Origin of the sequence: Aquabacterium sp. (genome assembly GCF_016234775.1) — a bacterium.
Classification (GTDB): Bacteria; Pseudomonadota; Gammaproteobacteria; order Burkholderiales; family Burkholderiaceae_C; genus Aquabacterium.
Map to the genome: position 1 here is coordinate 18,199 of NZ_JACRAH010000032.1, position 16,046 is coordinate 34,244.

A 16,046-nucleotide genomic window follows, 5' to 3' on the forward strand; every position below is an offset into this window, starting at 1 on the left:
TATTTTCTCTTCTCGCATTCACATTAAGCCTCTTGCTAGGAGCACCTGATGGCCAACAAGACCGTCGCCGACGTGATGAAGCTGGTGAAGGACAACGAAGTCAAGTTCGTTGACTTCCGCTTCACTGACACCCGTGGCAAAGAACAGCACGTGACCGTGCCTGTGTCTCATTTTGACGAAGACAAGTTCGTCTCGGGCCATGCCTTCGACGGCTCGTCCATCGCCGGCTGGAAGGGCATTGAAGCCTCCGACATGCAGTTGATGCCTGACCCTAACACGGCCAACATCGACCCCTTCTTCGAAGAGCCCACCCTGATCCTGACTTGCGACGTCATCGACCCTACCGATGGCAAGGCATACGAGCGCGATCCTCGCTCGCTGGCCAAGCGCGCTGAAGCCTACCTGAAGTCCTCCGGTCTGGGCGACACCGCCTACTTCGGTCCGGAACCCGAATTCTTCGTCTTCGACTCCGTGCGTTGGGGCAACGAGATGTCGGGCAGCTTCTTCAAGATCGAATCGGAAGAAGGCGCCTGGTCCACCTCGAAGGAATTCGAACACGGCAACAGCGGCTACCGTCCCACCGTCAAGGGCGGCTACTTCCCCGTGCCTCCCGTTGACTCCTTCCAGGACATGCGCTCTGAAATGAGCCTGATTCTGGAATCGGTCGGCATCCCTGTCGAAGTGCACCACCACGAAGTGGCGAACGCCGGCCAGATGGAAATCGGCACGAAGTTCAGCACCCTGACCGAACGCGCTGACTGGCTGCAACTGCAAAAGTACGTGATCACGAACGTGGCACATGCTTACGGCAAGACCGCCACCTTCATGCCCAAGCCTATCGTTGGTGACAACGGTTCCGGCATGCACGTTCACCAGTCGATCTGGAAAGACGGCAAGAACCTGTTCGCAGGCGAAGGCTATGCTGGTCTGAGCGAATTCGCTCTGTACTACATCGGTGGCATCATCAAGCACGCTCGTGCCCTGAACGCCATCACGAACCCCGGTACCAACAGCTACAAGCGTCTGGTTCCTGGCTTCGAAGCCCCTGTGTAGCTGGCTTACTCGGCCAAGAACCGCTCGGCCTCGATCCGTATTCCTTACGTTGCGAACCCCAAGGGCCGCCGTATCGAAGCACGTTTCCCCGATCCTTCTGCCAACCCATACCTGGCCTTCTCGGCCCTGATGATGGCTGGTCTGGACGGCGTGGAAAACAAGATCCATCCGGGCGAAGCCGCCACGAAGGACCTGTACCACCTGCCTCCAGAAGAAGACGCACTGATCCCGACCGTTTGCCACAGCCTGGATCAGGCTCTGGAATATCTGGACAAGGACCGTGCCTTCCTGACCAAGGGTGGCGTGTTCACCGACGCCTACATCGACGCTTACATCGAGCTGAAGATGCAGGAAGTGACGCGTTTCCGCATGGCCACGCACCCTGTCGAATTCGACATGTACTACGCGCTGTAATCCTTCGGGATGCCAGTGTGGTCTGCAAAGGCCACTCGAAAAGGGCGACGCAAGTCGCCCTTTTTTATTGCCCGATTCAGCCTTCGGGGCGTTGTGTCATGTAAACGCGCGCTTGTGCGCTTGACCAGCGCCCCTGGCTTGAGGGCATACTGTTTGCCACATCAATGAATCAACATGACGGATATGGCTTATCACCTTCCTGTGGATCAGTCGGGTCGAGGCACGTCCAGGTGTGCTGGCAGCTTGTCGAGGTGGGTGACCTTGGCCATGCTGGCCACCTTGAGTCACGCACCCGCGCAAGCCGAGGACAAGCCGGTTTATCGGTGCCCCGGCAATTTGTACACCGATGCTCTGTCAGCCAAGGAGGCTCACGACAAGGGCTGCAAGACGCTGGATGGCGCACCCATCACGGTGATCCAGTCCGTTGCGCCGAAAGGCGGCAGTGGCGGCAAGTCCTCTGGCGGCAGCAGCACGGGCGAGAAAGTGTCGGCAGACGATCAGAAGGCTCGCGACGCCGATCGCCGCAAGATTCTGGAAGCCGAGCTGCGCAAGGAAGAGGAGACCCTGTCTTCCTTGCAGAAGGAATTCAACAACGGTCAGCCCGATCGCAAGGGTGACGAGCGCAATTTCCAGAAGTACCAGGATCGCGTCAATGAAATGAAGGCTGCGATCACCCGCAAGGAAGCTGACGTGGCTGCACTCAAACGCGAGCTGGGTAATCTGGGCGGCGCGTCTGCCAGCAAGTAAGCGCCTGCGGGGTGTGCACAAGAGCGCGTAACGGTAGAGTCAAGGCAGAGTAAAGGCAGTCATGGGCAACAAGGCAGAGGCGTCGGTCAAGACCACCAGGCGCGGCTCACAGGAGTTGTCCGCGCAGCTGACAGCATTCGATCACCTGGCCACGATGGTGGCGGTCGTCGAGCCAGACGGGCGCTGCCTGTTTGCGAATGCGGTGTTTGAAGAGGTGCTGGGATTGTCTCGTCGCAGCGTGATGCGCGAGTCCATCTACGACTGGTTCGTCGATCCGGCTCTGCTCAAGGAGATCGTCACGGCGGTGGCGCGCAACGAGTTCGCAACCAGCCGCCTGCAGGCGGAGCTCAAGCGGCATCTGCATGTGATGGCAGGTGACCCGCTGCCTGTACAGGTCATCGTCACCAAGATGGACCTCACGGCCCATGTGCTGATCGAACTGGTCGAAATCGAACAGCAGACCAAGCAGGAGCGGGAAGAGCGCGCGCTGGATCAGGCGCAGGCCAACAAGGAGTTGATCCGCAACCTGGCCCATGAGATCAAGAATCCGCTGGGCGGGATCCGTGGTGCGGCGCAGTTGCTTCAGATGGAGCTGGAGAACAAATCCCTCACGGAGTACACCCAGGTCATCATCCACGAGGCTGATCGTCTGCAAGCGCTGGTCGATCGCCTGCTGGCACCACATCGGCGCCCGCATCTGGTGGGGGATGTCAACGTTCACGAGGTGTGTGAACGGGTGCGCTCCCTGATCCTGGCGGAATTCCCCAAAGGCTTGAAGGTCTGGCGTGACTACGACACCTCCCTGCCCGAGTTCCGGGGCGATCGTGAGCAGTTGATTCAGGCGGTGCTGAATATCGCGCACAACGCGGCGCAAGCCCTGTCAGAGCGTATTGCCGCCGGTGATGCCAAGCTGACCTTGCGCACCCGGGTGATGCGAAGGGTCACCATCAACCGCCATTTGCACCGGCTGGCATTGGTCTTGCATATTGAAGATAACGGCCCGGGAATCCCGGAAACCATCCGCGATCGCATTTTTTACCCGTTGGTGTCGGGGCGTGAGGGTGGTTCCGGTCTGGGCCTGACTTTGGCGCAAACCTTCGTTCAACAGCATCAAGGCACCATCGAATGCGAAAGCGAGCCAGGACGCACGGTATTCAAAATACTGATACCACTACCGTGACGCCGGCCACCGCGACGTATCCGGTTCGGGATGCCATCCACACTAGGCCAGCATGAAACCCATCTGGATCGTTGACGACGACCAATCCATCCGCTTTGTGCTTGAAAAGGCACTGACCCGCGAGAGCTTGCCCGTTCGCGTGTTCACCAACCCCCGTGATGTGCTGGCAGCACTCGATGAGGACGAACCTCAGGTGCTGGTCTCTGACATCCGCATGCCGGGTGGCTCCGGCATAGACCTCCTGTCCAAGGTCAAGGCGCGTCTGCCGGGTCTGCCTGTCATCATCATGACGGCGTATTCGGATCTGGACAGTGCCGTGTCGGCCTTCCAGGGCGGCGCGTTCGAGTACCTGCCTAAGCCCTTTGACCTGCCCAAGGCGGTCGAGCTGATCCGCCGTGCCGTGGATGAGAGCGTGCGCGAAGAGGTGATCGACGAGCGCGTGACGCAGATGCCGGAGATGCTGGGGCAGGCGCCGGCCATGCAGGACGTGTTCCGTGCCATTGGCCGCCTCAGTCAGAGCAATGTGACGGTGATGATCACTGGCGAATCAGGCTCGGGTCAAGAGTTGGTGGCACGCGCGCTGCACAAGCACAGCCCTCGTGGCAATGGGCCTTTCGTGGCGATCAACACGGCTGCGATCCCTAAGGATCTGCTGGAGTCCGAACTGTTCGGCCATGAGCGCGGCGCCTTTACGGGTGCGCAGACCATGCGTCGTGGCCGCTTCGAGCAGGCCGATGGCGGCACCTTGTTCCTCGATGAAATCGGGGACATGCCCTTTGACCTGCAGACGCGGTTGCTGCGCGTGTTGAGCGATGGTCAGTTCTACCGTGTCGGTGGCCACCACCCGCTCAAAAGCAACGTGCGGGTGATTGCCGCAACCCACCAGAACCTGGAAGACCGCGTCAAGCATGGCGTGTTCCGTGAGGACTTGTTCCACCGCCTCAACGTGATCCGCCTGCGCCTGCCAGCCTTGCGCGAACGCCGAGAAGACATCCCGACGCTGGCGCGCTTTTTCCTGCAAAAGAGCGCCAAGGATCTGGGTGTAGAGGCCAAGCGCATTTCCGAACAGGCGCTGGCCCGGCTGGCTGCGTTCGACTTCCCTGGCAACGTCCGTCAACTGGAAAACATCTGCCACTGGCTGACCGTGATGGCGCCAGCGCAGGTGATCGAGTCCAAGGATCTGCCGCCAGAGTTGCTGGACAGCAAGGTGGGTGTGTCTTCCCTGGCAATGCCTGAGCCTCTCGCTGCCGCCAGTGTGGCCAACACGGCCGCGCCTGAAGCGGCAGCATACAGCGGTACTGCAGATGCGGTGCGGCCTTCGCCTGAAGGCTGGCAAGGGATGCCGGGTGAAACATTGGCGCCTGTCTATCAGGCTTCATCTGGTTTGCCAAATGCCGCCGCACCGTCTGTGCCGTCTGCCGTGGTGGTGCCTGAGGGTGGGCAAGATGCGCTGCCGGTTACGGTGGCGGTGGCGCCGACGTGGTTGAAGGACCTGGAGCGTGACGCGCGTGCGCGGCTCGAATCCGGCCAGACAGATGTCTGGGATGCCTTGACCCGCCAGTTCGAAGCCAGCCTGATTCACACGGCGCTGGACCTGACCCGTGGGCGTCGCATCGAGGCCGCCCAGAAGCTTGGCATTGGTCGCAACACGATCACGCGCAAGATCCAGGAACTGGGTATTGACGACTGACCGCGATACCTTATGGGCTTCTTTACAAAAGCCCAACACGACTGCGATACAGTGAAGGGATGGGGTGCCATCCCTTTGCTGTTTCCGGGCACCCGTTTTCTGTTGAAGCGAGTGTGTGTATGAAGCAAATCGTGCAGTTGACCATGAAGTCCGTGGCTGCGGTGTCCCTGGCGGTTCTGGCGGCCTGTTCGACAACCAGCCCCGACGTGATCAAGCCTGAGAATGCCCAGCGCATGTCCCAGGTTGAGGACGCCGTGGTGCTCAATGTGCGCCCCGTCGTGATCGAGGGCAGTCAAAGCGGTGGTGGCGCCGTGACGGGCGCCGTGCTGGGTGGTGCAGCCGGCGTGGGCGCGTCCAGCAACAACCGCAGTTCGGCCATGATCGGCGTGGCCGGTGCGGTGGTTGGTGCTGTGGTGGGCAATGCGGTGGAGCGCTTCGGTACGCGTGAGGACGCCATCGAGATCCTGCTGCAGACCGCCAATGGCCAGCGCCGCTCCATTGTGCAGGCCAAGGGCAACGAAACCTTCAATCCGGGCGATGCGGTGATCCTCGTGACGACCAGCGGCAAGACCCGCGTGATGCTGGCACCCAAGGTGACGGCGCCGCAAGCGGCGCCTGCAGCCAAGTGAGTGTGGTGGCTGCGCGGCTTGGCCGTTGCAGCCCGTTCAATCCAGCGTCTGCCGGTAGCGCAGCATGGCCAATACGCCCACGATCAGCGTGAAGGCCAGCATGGGCCACATCTCGTGGCCTACCTCGGCGAGGGTCGAGCCTTTGAGCATCACGCCGCGAACCACACGCAGGAAGTGGGTCACCGGCAGCACCTCGCCGATCCACTGAGCCCAGGTCGGCATGCCCCTGAACGGGAACATGAAGCCCGAGATCATGATGTTGGGCAGGAAAAAGAAGATGGCCATCTGCATGGCCTGCAACTGCGTGCGTGCCACGGTTGAAAACAGAAAGCCGACCACCAGGGTGGCGATGATGAAGATCAGTACCGAGGCGGTGAGCAGCAGGTAGCTTCCGAACATGGGCACATCGAATAACACGCGCGATGCCACATAGACCATCAGCACCTGCACATAGCCGATCACCACATAGGGCAGGATCTTGCCGATCATCACCTCGATGGGCTTGACCGGTGTGGCCAGCAGGTTTTCCAAGGTGCCGCGCTCGCGCTCGCGTGTCATGGCCATGGCCGTCATCATCACCAGGGTCATGACCAGGATGATGCCCATCAGGCCCGGCACGACGTTGTAGGCCGTGATGCCTTCCGGGTTGTAGCGGCGGTGTACGCGCAACTCGAAAGGGGCGTCCTTGGCGCGCAGGTGGGCCAGTGGGCCGCGCAACTCGGTTTGCAAGGCCTGCGCGGGCAACTGGTTGAGTGCCGAGATGGCGCCGCCTGAGGTGGAGGGGTCGCTCGCATCACCGTAGACGGCGATGACCGGGTGCTCGCCACGCAGCAGCTTGCGGCTGAAATCCGAAGGCAGCACGATGGCGAATTGCACCAGCCCCGCGCTGATCTGCCGTTCGGCCTCGGCCTCGCTGACCACGCCCTGGATGTCGAAATAACCGGTGTTCTCGATGGCACGGATGACGCTGCGGCTCAGCGGGCTGTTGTCCACCGCCGCCACAACAGTGGGGAGGTGCTTGGGATCGCCGTTGATGGCATAGCCAAACAGGATGAGCTGGATCAGCGGGATGCCGATCAGCATGGCCAGGGTCAGGCGGTCACGCCGCAGTTGGACGAATTCCTTGCGCAGCACGGACCACACGCGCCGCCATGACAAGGCCTTATCGGAAATTGTCTTGGGCATGCTGGCTCAGATGGATGAAGACGTCTTCCAGGCCGGTAGGGATGGCGCGCACCTGCCAGGGATGGTGGGGTTCGATGCTGGACAGCCAGCCCCCGAAATCCCGCCCTGTGACGCTGCTGACATGGATCTCGGTACCGAAGGGCACCGCCATCCAGTCCTTGTGTTTTTCCGTCAGGGCGATGATGCGATCAAGCTGTGGGTTGTGGGCTGGCCCGGTTACTTCCCAGGTCTTGAGCTTCGAGCCGGCGATCACCTCCTGCGTGGTGCCCGAGGTCAGCAGCTTGCCGTAGGAGATATAGGCCAGGCGATGGCAGCGCTCGGCCTCGTCCATGTAATGCGTGCTGACCAGGACCGTCAGGCCCTCTGCAGCCAGCAGGTGGATCTGGTGCCAGAAGTCGCGCCGGGCTTTGGGGTCCACGCCGGCGGTGGGTTCGTCCAGCAGCAGCAACTCGGGCTCGTGCAGGAGGCAGGCAGCCAGTGCCAGGCGCTGTTTCCAGCCGCCGGACAGCGAGCCGGCCAGTTGCTGGCGGCGCTCATACAGGCCCAGCTTGTCCAGTGTCTGGCGGACCAGCTCACGGCCCTTGGGCATGTCATAGACCTCGGCGATGAAGCGCAGGTTTTCTTCGATCGACAGGTCTTCGTACAGGCCGAACTTCTGCGTCATGTAGCCGGTGCGCAGCTTGATCTGACGCGACTGGGTGAGCAGATCAAAGCCCAGGCAGTGGCCTTCGCCGGCGCACGGTTCCAGCAAGCCGCACAGCATGCGGATGGTGGTGGTCTTGCCGCTGCCGTTGGGCCCCAGGAAGCCGCAGATCTCGCCGCGGCGCACCTGGATGTCGATGCCATCAACGACGGTGCGCCCGCCAAAGTCCTTGGTCAGGCCTCGGACATCAATCGCCAGGTCAGACCCGTTCATGGCGCCAGGCTCACGGTCAGTGGTTGACCGGGTTTGAGTAGCTGGGCCTGTTCACTCACAGGCGTGGCCTCGATCAAGAAGACCAGCTTGCCCTTGCTCTCGTTGCTGTAGATCACCGGCGGCGTGAACTCGGCCTGGGCGGAGATGTAGTTGACCCGTGCCTGCGTGCGGCCGCAGCCATCACACTGCACATTGACAGTCTGGCCAACTTTGGTTCTGGCCAGATCCGCCTGAGGCACGAAGAAGCGGACCTTCACGCCTTTGTCCGGCAGCAGGGCCACCACGGGGGAGCCGGGGGCCACCCATTCGCCGGGGCGGTACAGCACGTCGAAAACGGTGGCGCTCACCGGCGCATTGCGCGCCTTCTGGCCTTGGGCCCAGGTGGATTGGGATACCTGGGCGCTGGCAGCCTGTACTTCGGCGCGTGCGGCCTGGATGGTGTCAGGGCGCGCGGCATCACGGGCCAGGGCCAGTTGGGCTTCCAGCTCCTTGACGCGGGCGACATCGCGGGTCTGGGTGGCTTCAAGCTCGTCCATCTGGGCCGCGGATACGAAACCCTGGCGTATCAGTTCGCGCTGACGCTTGAGCTGAGATGTAGACATGTCGCGCGCAGCCCGGGCTTGTACAAGCTGGGCTTCAATGGCGGCGATTTCTTCCGAACGGCGGCCTTTGCTCAGGTCTGCCAGTTGGGCGTTGGCACGGCTTTGCTGGGCGACGGCGGCATCGCGGCTGTAGGTCTCGGCGCTGGCATCCACCTGGAACAATGGCTTGCCTATCTCGACATGGTCACCGCGCTGTACTCGCAGATCCTGCAGGACACCGCCTGCAGAGGGGGCGATGTAGATCAGGTCGGCCTCGGCATAGCCAGAATACGCGGGCAGTGGATCCTGCTTGCACGCCACCAGCAAACTGATCAGAAGCAGCCCAGTCCCCGTCTGAGCGAGCTTGACGATGTTCATGTATCGACTCCGGAATCCGACGACCTGGCTGGCTTTGCGATGCCAGCCTCGGTTTGACAGACTGCGTTATACCTGCTGATTCAGGACAACTGTCCTTTTTCGTGACAGCTGTTGTTTCTTGTCAAGCGGTCTGGGTGCGGGCCTGCGCGGCCAGAGGGGCCAGTTCGGCCTCCGTGAGCGTCTCGTGGGCCAGGAGCAGCCGGGCGCCTTGTTCCAGCAAGTCGCGCCGGGTTTGCAGTCCGGCCGTGGCATTGGCAAAGGCCTTGTCGACCAGTTGACGCACCGCCTCGTCGATGTGGCGGGCCGTGTCTTCGCTGTAGTTGCGCTCGGAGCCGAAGGCCGGCATCTGGGCCAGAAAGGGCGTGCGCTGTCGCTCGTAGGCGACCTGGCCCAGCTCGGCTGACATGCCCAGGCGCGTCACCATGTCCAGCGCGATGTCGGTGGCTTTGGCCAGATCGTCGGCGGCGCCGCTGGAGATCTCGCCCAGCATGAGTTGCTCGGCTGCTCGGCCGCCCAGCAGCACGGTCATGCGGTGTTCGAGCTCGGTGCGGGTGCTCAGGAAGCGGTCTTCGGTGGGGCGCTGGATGGTGTAGCCCAGCGCGCCGATGCCCCGCGGGATGATGGAGATCTTGTGAACCGGATCGGCCCCAGGCAGAGACATGGCCAGCAAGGCATGCCCCATCTCGTGATAGGCCACGGTTTCGCGTTCCTTGGGGCTCAGCACGCGGTTGCGCTTTTCGATGCCGGCCACGATGCGCTCGATGGCGTCGTTGAAGTCGCGCGCCTCAACAGCTTCTGCCTTGCGGCGCGTGGCCAGCAATGCCGCTTCATTGACGAGGTTGGCCAGGTCTGCGCCTGCAAAGCCGGGCGTCAGGGCGGCCACGGCATCGGGGTTCACGTCGGCGGCCGTGGTGATCTTTCTGAGGTGCACGCGCAGGATGTCGGTTCGGCCTTTGCGATCAGGTCGGTCCACCAGCACCTGGCGGTCAAAGCGGCCGGCGCGCAGCAGGGCAGGGTCCAGCACCTCGGGGCGGTTGGTGGCCGCAAGGATGACCACGCCCACGCTGGCATCAAAGCCATCCATCTCGGAGAGCAACTGGTCCAGCGTCTGCTCCTTTTCGTCGTGCCCGCCGCTAAGGGGACCGGCACCGCGGGCGCGGCCCAGGGCGTCGAGTTCGTCGATGAAGATGATGGCGGGTGCGGCTTTGCGCGCCTGCTCGAACAGGTCGCGCACACGGGCCGCGCCTACGCCCACGAACATCTCGACGAATTCCGAGCCACTGATGGAGAAGAAGGGCACGCCGGCTTCACCGGCCATGGCACGCGCCAGCATGGTCTTGCCGGTACCCGGTGGCCCGATCAGCAGAATGCCCTTGGGCATGCGCGCGCCCAGGCGGCCGTAGGACTTGGGGTTCTTGAGGAAGTCCACCGATTCGCGCAGTTCGTCCTTGGCTTCGTCCACACCGGCCACGTCATCGAAATGCACGCTGACTTCGGTCTCGGCATACACACGGGCGCGGCTCTTGCCCACGCCCATCATGCTGCCCAGGCCGCCACCGAAGCCGCCGTCCTTCATCATCTTGCGAGCCAGCAGGTTCCACAGCCCGAACATCAGCAGCACAGGCAGCACCCACGAGAGCACATCGTGCACGATGGTGTTCTCGACCACGCCTTCATAGCGCACCTTGTAGCTCGACAGGTCTTTGGCCAGGCCCGGTTCAATGCGGGTGGTGATGAAGCGCTGGCGGCCGTCTGGCAGGGGCTTCTTCAATTCACCTTCGATGACGTTACTGGCCACGCGCACCGAGGCCACTTCGCCGGCTTCCAGGTGCTGGACGAACTCGCTGTAGGGCATGGCTTGGACCTGGGCGTTGTTGACCCACAGGTCACGCGCCCACAGCATGGTCAGCAGAATCAAGGCCATGCCCCAGGGGCTCATGGGCCAGGGCTGCTTCTTGTCGCCATCGGTGGGGCCGCCAGGCTGATTGGATCCGGGTTTGAACAAGGGCATGGTGTCAGGTTTGCATGCGGCTGACCGCAGAACGGAAGCGCCTCAGAGCGGCGGTGAAGAACACGGCGCCAATCAGCGCGATCGCGGCGAACTGCGGCCACACGATGCTCAGATCGGCACCTCGGTAGAGGATGGCCTGCGCGAAACTCACGAAGTGTGTGGTGGGCGCGCCCAGCATGATGAAGCGCACCACCTCGGGCATGCTCTCGCTGGGGGTCATGCCGCCCGAGAGCATTTCCAGTGGCAGCAGCACGAGAATCATCAACAGCCCCAGTTGTGGCATTGAGCGTGCCACGGTACCCAGGTAGATGCCCATCGAGGTGGTGGCAAACAGGTGCAGCGTACTACCCGCCATGAACAGACCCACCGAGCCCGTGATCGGCATGGCCAGCGCGCCTCGCAGCACGAAGTGCACGGCCAGCGTCGTGGCCAGCATCACCACGGCGCCCATGGCCCAGACTTTGGCCAGCATGATCTCGACCGGTTTGAGCGGCAGCACCAGCAGGTGCTCGATGGTGCCGTGCTCCCGCTCGCGGATCAAGGCCGCCCCAGTGAGGATGATGGACAGCATGGTCACGTTGTTGATGAGTTCCATCACGCCCATGAACCAGGTGTTGTCGAGCGCCGGGTTGAAACGCATGCGCATGGCCAGGTCCACAGGTGGGGTGCTGTTGCGCCGCTCACGTTGCACGAACTCGCTGACCTCGCCCAGGGCGATGCTCTGGATGTAGCCCGAGCCCAGAAAGGCCTGGCTCATCTGGGTGGCGTCCACATTGAGCTGGATGGCGGGTGTCTTGCCGGCCAGCACATCGCGCTGGAAGTCGGGTGGGATGTCCATCACGAAGGTATAGCGGCCGGCGTCCATGCCGGGGTCCATGTCGCTCAGGCTGATGAGGCTGGGCTTCATGAAGGTGGGCGGGTAAAACGCATTGATCACCCGCTGTGACAGGCTGGACTGGTCTTCATCCACCACGGCCATGGGCGCGCGGTGCAGGCGGTCTGGTGCGCCTTTGGCGGCGGTGTACAAGGCACCGGAAAACGCCCAGATCACGAAGAGCAGCAAGAGCCGGTCACGCCAAAGGCTGCGCAACTCCTTGACGCCGAGGTTGAAGATGTTGGCCAGTGAGGTCAGCAGGCTGTGCATGGGCTGGTCCTCACTTGTCCTGCTTTTTGAGCAGGGCGACGCTGATGATGGTCAGCACGGGGATGGCGACTGCCAGCGGGATGAAATACGGCCACAGCTCGGCCAGGCCCAGCGCCTTGGAGTAGGTGCCACGGCTGATGATCAGGAAGGGGCCGGTCGGGTAGATGCGCCCCAGCACGGCGGCGAAGCCTTCCAGCGAGGACACCGGGTTGATGATCCCCGAGAACTGGATGGCGGGCAGCATGGTGGCCAGCGAGGTGCCGAAGATGGCCGCGATCTGGCTGTTGGTGAAGGTGGACATCAGCAGGCCCAGGCCGGTGGCCGCCGTCACATAGAGCAGGGCACCCAGCGTGAGTGCCAGCAGGCTGCCTTTGAGGGGCACGCCAAAGCCCCAGACCGCCATGGCCGTCATCAACACGAAGCTGACCATGGCCGTGCCGATATACGGCAGCTGCTTGCCCAGCAGAAATTCCAGCCGCGTCACCGGCGTGACGTAGAGGTTGATGATGGAGCCCAGTTCTTTCTCCCTCACCACCCCCAATGCGGTCAGCATGGCCGGGATGAAGATGAGCAGGATGGGGATCACGGCCGGCACCATGGCGTACAGGCTCTTGACGTCGGGGTTGTAGCGGTAGCGGATCTCGACCTCTGCCAGTGCCGGGGCCTGCATGCCGGCTTGCGCCATCTTGTCGGCCAGGTAGCTGGCGTGCAGGCCTTGCACATAGCCGGACACGGTTTCGGCGCGTTGCGGCATGGCGCCATCCACCCACACGCCGATGCTCGTGGGGCGGCCACGTTGCACGTCGGCCATGAAATTCGGCGGGATCTCGATGGCCAGGCTCAGCTCGCCATTGCGCATGCGTTTGTCCAGATCGGCATCGCTCTGGATGGGGGGCTGTTCCAGAAAGTAGGGCGAGCCCGAGATGTTGAGCACGTAGTCCCGGCTCAGGGTGGTCTGATCTCGGTCCAGCACGGCGAAGCGCAGATCCTGCACGTCCATGCTGATGCCGTAGCCCATGATGATCATCAGCAGCGCGGTGCCCAGCAGGGCCAGGGTCAGGCGGATGGGGTCGCGCCGCAATTCCAGCGATTCGCGGTGGGCATAGCTCAGCAACCGAGCCAGACTGAAGCGGGTGGAGGGGGGGCGGGGAGAGGCAGCGCGGACGGCTGGGCTGGTGGGCGCAGCGGTGTCAGTTTCCGCAGGGTTGTCGGCGAGCGTGCCGGCATGTCTTGTGTCGGCCTCATCTGGTGCGTCCAGTCCACTTTTATTCGTCTGATCGACCCGATCGGCAGATTGCGCCTGCTCCAGCAAGGCAATGAAGGTGTCTTCCAGATTGGCGTGACCATGCTGCTGAACCAGCGCGGCCGGCGTGTCACTGGCGAGCACGCGCCCGGCATGCATCAGCGAGATGCGGTCACAGCGCTGAGCCTCGTTCATGAAGTGGGTCGAGATGAACAGGGTCACGCCATCTTCGCGTGAGAGCTGGATCATCAATTCCCAGAAACGATCGCGGGCAATCGGGTCCACGCCCGAGGTGGGCTCGTCCAGGATCAGCATGTCCGGCTTGTGCACCACGGCCACGGCCAGCGACAGGCGTTGTCGCACACCGAGGGGCAGTTTCTCCGGGAGTTCGTCTGCCACGGCTTCCAGTTCGAAGCGCTGCATCATTTCCTGCACGCGAGCGGCGCGCTGGTCTGCAGGCACATGAAACAGCTTGGCGTGCAGTTCCAGGTTCTGCGTGACGGTCAGCTCGTTGTAGAGTGAAAAGCCTTGCGACATATAGCCCACGCGCTGGCGGATGGCCATGTCCTGTGCGTTCACAGGGTGCCCGAACAGCGAGGCACGGCCTTCGGTTGCGGGCAGCAGTCCGGTCAGCATCTTCATCGTGGTGGTCTTGCCGCAGCCGTTGGAGCCCAGACAGCCGAATATCTCGCCCTTGTGGATGGCCAGGTCGACATGGTCAACCGCGGTGAAGTCGCCGAAGCGGCAGGTCAGGCCGTGCGCTTCAATGGCGATGTCACCAACCTCGCCCTGGCGTGGCGGCACGACCAAGGCATGGTGCTCCTGGCGCCTTTGTTCGGGTAGCAACCGAATGAAGGCCGCTTCCAGATCCTCGCAGCCGGTGCGTGCCAGCAAGTCGGCGGGCGTGCCGGTGGCGAGCACGCGCCCACCATCCATGGCGATCAGGTGATGAAAGCGCTGCGCCTCTTCCATATAGGCCGTGGCGATCAGCACGCTCATGCCTGGGCGCCTGCTGCGTATGCGTTCGATCAGTTCCCAGAACTGGCGGCGCGACAGCGGGTCCACACCGGTGGTGGGCTCGTCCAGGATCAGCAGGTCCGGATCGTGGATGAGGGCGCAGCACAGCCCCAGTTTTTGCTTCATGCCGCCCGAGAGCTTGCCGGCAGGTCGATCGGCGAACGGGGCCAGGCCGGTGCTGTGCAGCAGGTCATCGATGCGGGCCTGGCGCTCGCTGGCTTCGTGGCCGAACAGGCGGCCAAAGAAGTCCACGTTTTCACGCACGGACAGCGTGGCGTAGAGGTTCTTGCCCAGGCCTTGAGGCATGTAGGCAATGCGAGGGCACACCTCGCGGCGATGCCTGGCGCCGGCCATGCTGCCACCCAGCACCTCGATCTCGCCTTGTTGAATCTGGCGCGCGCCGGCCATCAAGGCGAGCAGGGTGGATTTGCCCACGCCATCCGGGCCGATCAGGCCGACCATGCAACCACCAGGGATCGTCAGCGTGACCTCATCCAGCGCCTTGACCCGCTTGTAGGCGTGGCTCAGCGAACGGATCTGGGCAACGGACGGGTTCACGGTGCTGCTTGGCTTGACGCGCTGGATGCAACCGCTTGCGGGGCGCTTGGGTCGCCCGGCTTGGGATAGGCCTTGTCAGGCAGCGCCACATTCAGCTTGTCGGGCCAAGGCGTGTCGGGCTGTACACGCACATAAGCCATGCCCGGCATGCCGGTCTTGACCTGTTGGCGATAGTGATCAAGCAGGGCGCGGTCAATCTGGGCGCGCACCTTGAACACCAGCTTCTGGCGCTCGGCCGTGGTCTCGACCGTTTTCGGGGTGAACTGGGCCACGCTGGCCACAAAGGTTACTTTGGCTGGGATCACGTACTGAGGTGCGGCATCCAGCACCAGGCGGGCCTCCGAGCCGATGGCCACACGCCCAGCAGCGGTTTCGGGGAGGAAGAAGGTCATGTAAACATCACCCACATCCACCAGCGAGATGGCCCTGCCGCCAGCGCCCAGGACCTCACCCGCTTGCGCCGCCAGCACCTGCACGCGCCCTGGCCTGGGGGCCTTGAGCACGCTTTCGTCCAGATCCGCCTGGACGCGTGCCAGGCTGGCTTGCGCGGTGGCTATGGCCGAGTCGCCTTCCTGCAATTGCGATCGGGTGGCCGTGATGGCCGTCTTCGCTTCAGCCACCTGAGACTGCGCCGCGCTGACACCCGCCTTGGCGCTCATGACCTGCGCCTGGATTTCATCGAGCTTCTGGGGTGACAGGAAGCCCTTGTTAACCAGCTCTTGCGTGCGCTGCAGCTGTTTGCTGGCCAGGTGCAACTCCGCCTGACGTTGCGACACCACCGCCTTGGCCGTGGTCACGGCCTGTTCGCGTTGGGCCAGCATGGCCGCCGCCGTGGCCTTGGCATTGCGCGCCTGATTGATCTGAGATTGGGCGCGCTGCAAATCGGCCTCCAGCGTGGCGGTGTCCATGTGGGCCAGCACCTGCCCGGCTTCGACGTCGTCACCTTCCTTGACCAGCACATCCTTGAGCCGGCCGGCCGTGCGTGTGGCCACGTCGATGTCGGTGGCTTCAATACGGCCATTACCGCTTGCGATACCGGGTGGCATCCCCTGCGGTTTGAGGCGGTTCCACGCGATCAGCGCTGCTGCGGCAACCAAGGCCAGCACCACCCAGCCAAGTCGCTTGCGGATCGGGGAGGCCAGGGGGCCTGTGTCGGCAGTCATGTTGGATCTTTTCGTTCAGAGAGAACACTGTTTTTTACCATGCATCAAGGTCAGCGAAGATGACCTCGCACAAAGCCATGCCATGCACTGAACATCCCCACGGCGCTCAGTTGTAAAGGGAACCTTTACACATGCCC

Annotated in this window: 11 protein-coding genes and 1 pseudogene; 5 read left to right on the forward strand and 7 right to left on the reverse strand. The window is 62.9% G+C overall.

The features are described 5' to 3' along the window. Nucleotides 1-48: 48 nt before the first annotated feature. From glnA to HY836_RS09540, 5 genes and pseudogenes are all read left to right on the forward strand, one after another. A pseudogene (glnA, locus tag HY836_RS09520) lies at nt 49-1,467 on the forward strand (type I glutamate--ammonia ligase). Nucleotides 1,468-1,641: 174 nt separating this feature from the next. Continuing rightward, nucleotides 1,642-2,214: a hypothetical protein gene (locus tag HY836_RS09525; RefSeq protein ID WP_290675805.1), complete on the forward strand. Its 573-nt coding sequence runs from the start codon at nt 1,642-1,644 to the stop codon at nt 2,212-2,214. A gap of 61 nt (nt 2,215-2,275) precedes the next feature. Continuing rightward, a complete protein-coding gene (gene glnL, locus HY836_RS09530) occupies nt 2,276-3,394 on the forward strand; it encodes a nitrogen regulation protein NR(II) (RefSeq protein WP_290675806.1) in 1,119 nt (372 codons plus the stop codon). Nucleotides 3,395-3,446: 52 nt separating this feature from the next. Next, the gene (ntrC, locus tag HY836_RS09535; protein ID WP_290675807.1) at nt 3,447-5,084 is read left to right on the forward strand and encodes a nitrogen regulation protein NR(I); all 1,638 of its coding nucleotides are present in this window, start codon (nt 3,447-3,449) and stop codon (nt 5,082-5,084) included. Between the two features lie 119 nt (nt 5,085-5,203). Then, a complete protein-coding gene (locus HY836_RS09540; protein ID WP_290675808.1) occupies nt 5,204-5,713 on the forward strand; it encodes a hypothetical protein in 510 nt (169 codons plus the stop codon). A 36-nt stretch (nt 5,714-5,749) separates the two neighbouring features. Here HY836_RS09540 and HY836_RS09545 read toward each other — a convergent pair whose 3' ends face one another. The 7 genes from HY836_RS09545 to HY836_RS09575 form a co-directional block, all read right to left on the reverse strand. Further along, nucleotides 5,750-6,898 carry an ABC transporter permease gene (locus HY836_RS09545; protein WP_290675809.1) on the reverse strand — a complete coding sequence of 383 codons (1,149 nt, stop codon included), beginning with the start codon at nt 6,896-6,898 and terminating at the stop codon, nt 5,750-5,752. Next, a complete protein-coding gene (locus HY836_RS09550; RefSeq protein WP_290675811.1) occupies nt 6,876-7,814 on the reverse strand; it encodes an ABC transporter ATP-binding protein in 939 nt (312 codons plus the stop codon). Before HY836_RS09550 ends, HY836_RS09545 begins: the two co-directional genes overlap by 23 nt. Continuing rightward, on the reverse strand, nt 7,811-8,773 hold the full coding sequence (locus HY836_RS09555) for an HlyD family efflux transporter periplasmic adaptor subunit (protein ID WP_290675813.1): 963 nt from the start codon (nt 8,771-8,773) through the stop codon (nt 7,811-7,813). The genes HY836_RS09550 and HY836_RS09555 overlap by 4 nt, the downstream gene beginning before the upstream one ends. Before the next feature lie 121 nt (nt 8,774-8,894). Next, nucleotides 8,895-10,712, reverse strand: a complete 1,818-nt coding sequence (ftsH, locus tag HY836_RS09560; RefSeq protein WP_290675855.1) for an ATP-dependent zinc metalloprotease FtsH — start codon at nt 10,710-10,712, stop codon at nt 8,895-8,897. A gap of 76 nt (nt 10,713-10,788) precedes the next feature. Beyond that, the gene (locus tag HY836_RS09565) at nt 10,789-11,928 is read right to left on the reverse strand and encodes an ABC transporter permease (RefSeq protein WP_290675815.1); all 1,140 of its coding nucleotides are present in this window, start codon (nt 11,926-11,928) and stop codon (nt 10,789-10,791) included. Between the two features lie 10 nt (nt 11,929-11,938). After that, nucleotides 11,939-14,746 carry a ribosome-associated ATPase/putative transporter RbbA gene (gene rbbA / locus HY836_RS09570; protein WP_290675817.1) on the reverse strand — a complete coding sequence of 936 codons (2,808 nt, stop codon included), beginning with the start codon at nt 14,744-14,746 and terminating at the stop codon, nt 11,939-11,941. Beyond that, nucleotides 14,743-15,909 (reverse strand): HlyD family efflux transporter periplasmic adaptor subunit, encoded by a 1,167-nt coding sequence (locus tag HY836_RS09575; protein ID WP_290675819.1) that lies wholly within the window; start codon nt 15,907-15,909, stop codon nt 14,743-14,745. The genes rbbA and HY836_RS09575 overlap by 4 nt, the downstream gene beginning before the upstream one ends. Nucleotides 15,910-16,046 lie beyond the last annotated feature (137 nt).

Excerpts from the sequence above, each read along its gene's own strand:
- glnL (WP_290675806.1), top strand. The coding sequence starts at position 2,276 with ATGGGCAACAAGGCAGAGGCGTCGGTCAAGACCACCAGGCGCGGCTCA.
- ntrC (WP_290675807.1), top strand. The coding sequence starts at position 3,447 with ATGAAACCCATCTGGATCGTTGACGACGACCAATCCATCCGCTTTGTG.
- HY836_RS09540 (WP_290675808.1), top strand. The coding sequence starts at position 5,204 with ATGAAGCAAATCGTGCAGTTGACCATGAAGTCCGTGGCTGCGGTGTCC.
- HY836_RS09565 (WP_290675815.1), bottom strand. The coding sequence starts at position 11,928 with ATGCACAGCCTGCTGACCTCACTGGCCAACATCTTCAACCTCGGCGTC.
- HY836_RS09575 (WP_290675819.1), bottom strand. The coding sequence starts at position 15,909 with ATGACTGCCGACACAGGCCCCCTGGCCTCCCCGATCCGCAAGCGACTT.
- HY836_RS09545 (WP_290675809.1), bottom strand. The coding sequence starts at position 6,898 with ATGCCCAAGACAATTTCCGATAAGGCCTTGTCATGGCGGCGCGTGTGG.
- HY836_RS09555 (WP_290675813.1), bottom strand. The coding sequence starts at position 8,773 with ATGAACATCGTCAAGCTCGCTCAGACGGGGACTGGGCTGCTTCTGATC.
- ftsH (WP_290675855.1), bottom strand. The coding sequence starts at position 10,712 with ATGAGCCCCTGGGGCATGGCCTTGATTCTGCTGACCATGCTGTGGGCG.
- HY836_RS09525 (WP_290675805.1), top strand. The coding sequence starts at position 1,642 with ATGACGGATATGGCTTATCACCTTCCTGTGGATCAGTCGGGTCGAGGC.
- HY836_RS09550 (WP_290675811.1), bottom strand. The coding sequence starts at position 7,814 with ATGAACGGGTCTGACCTGGCGATTGATGTCCGAGGCCTGACCAAGGAC.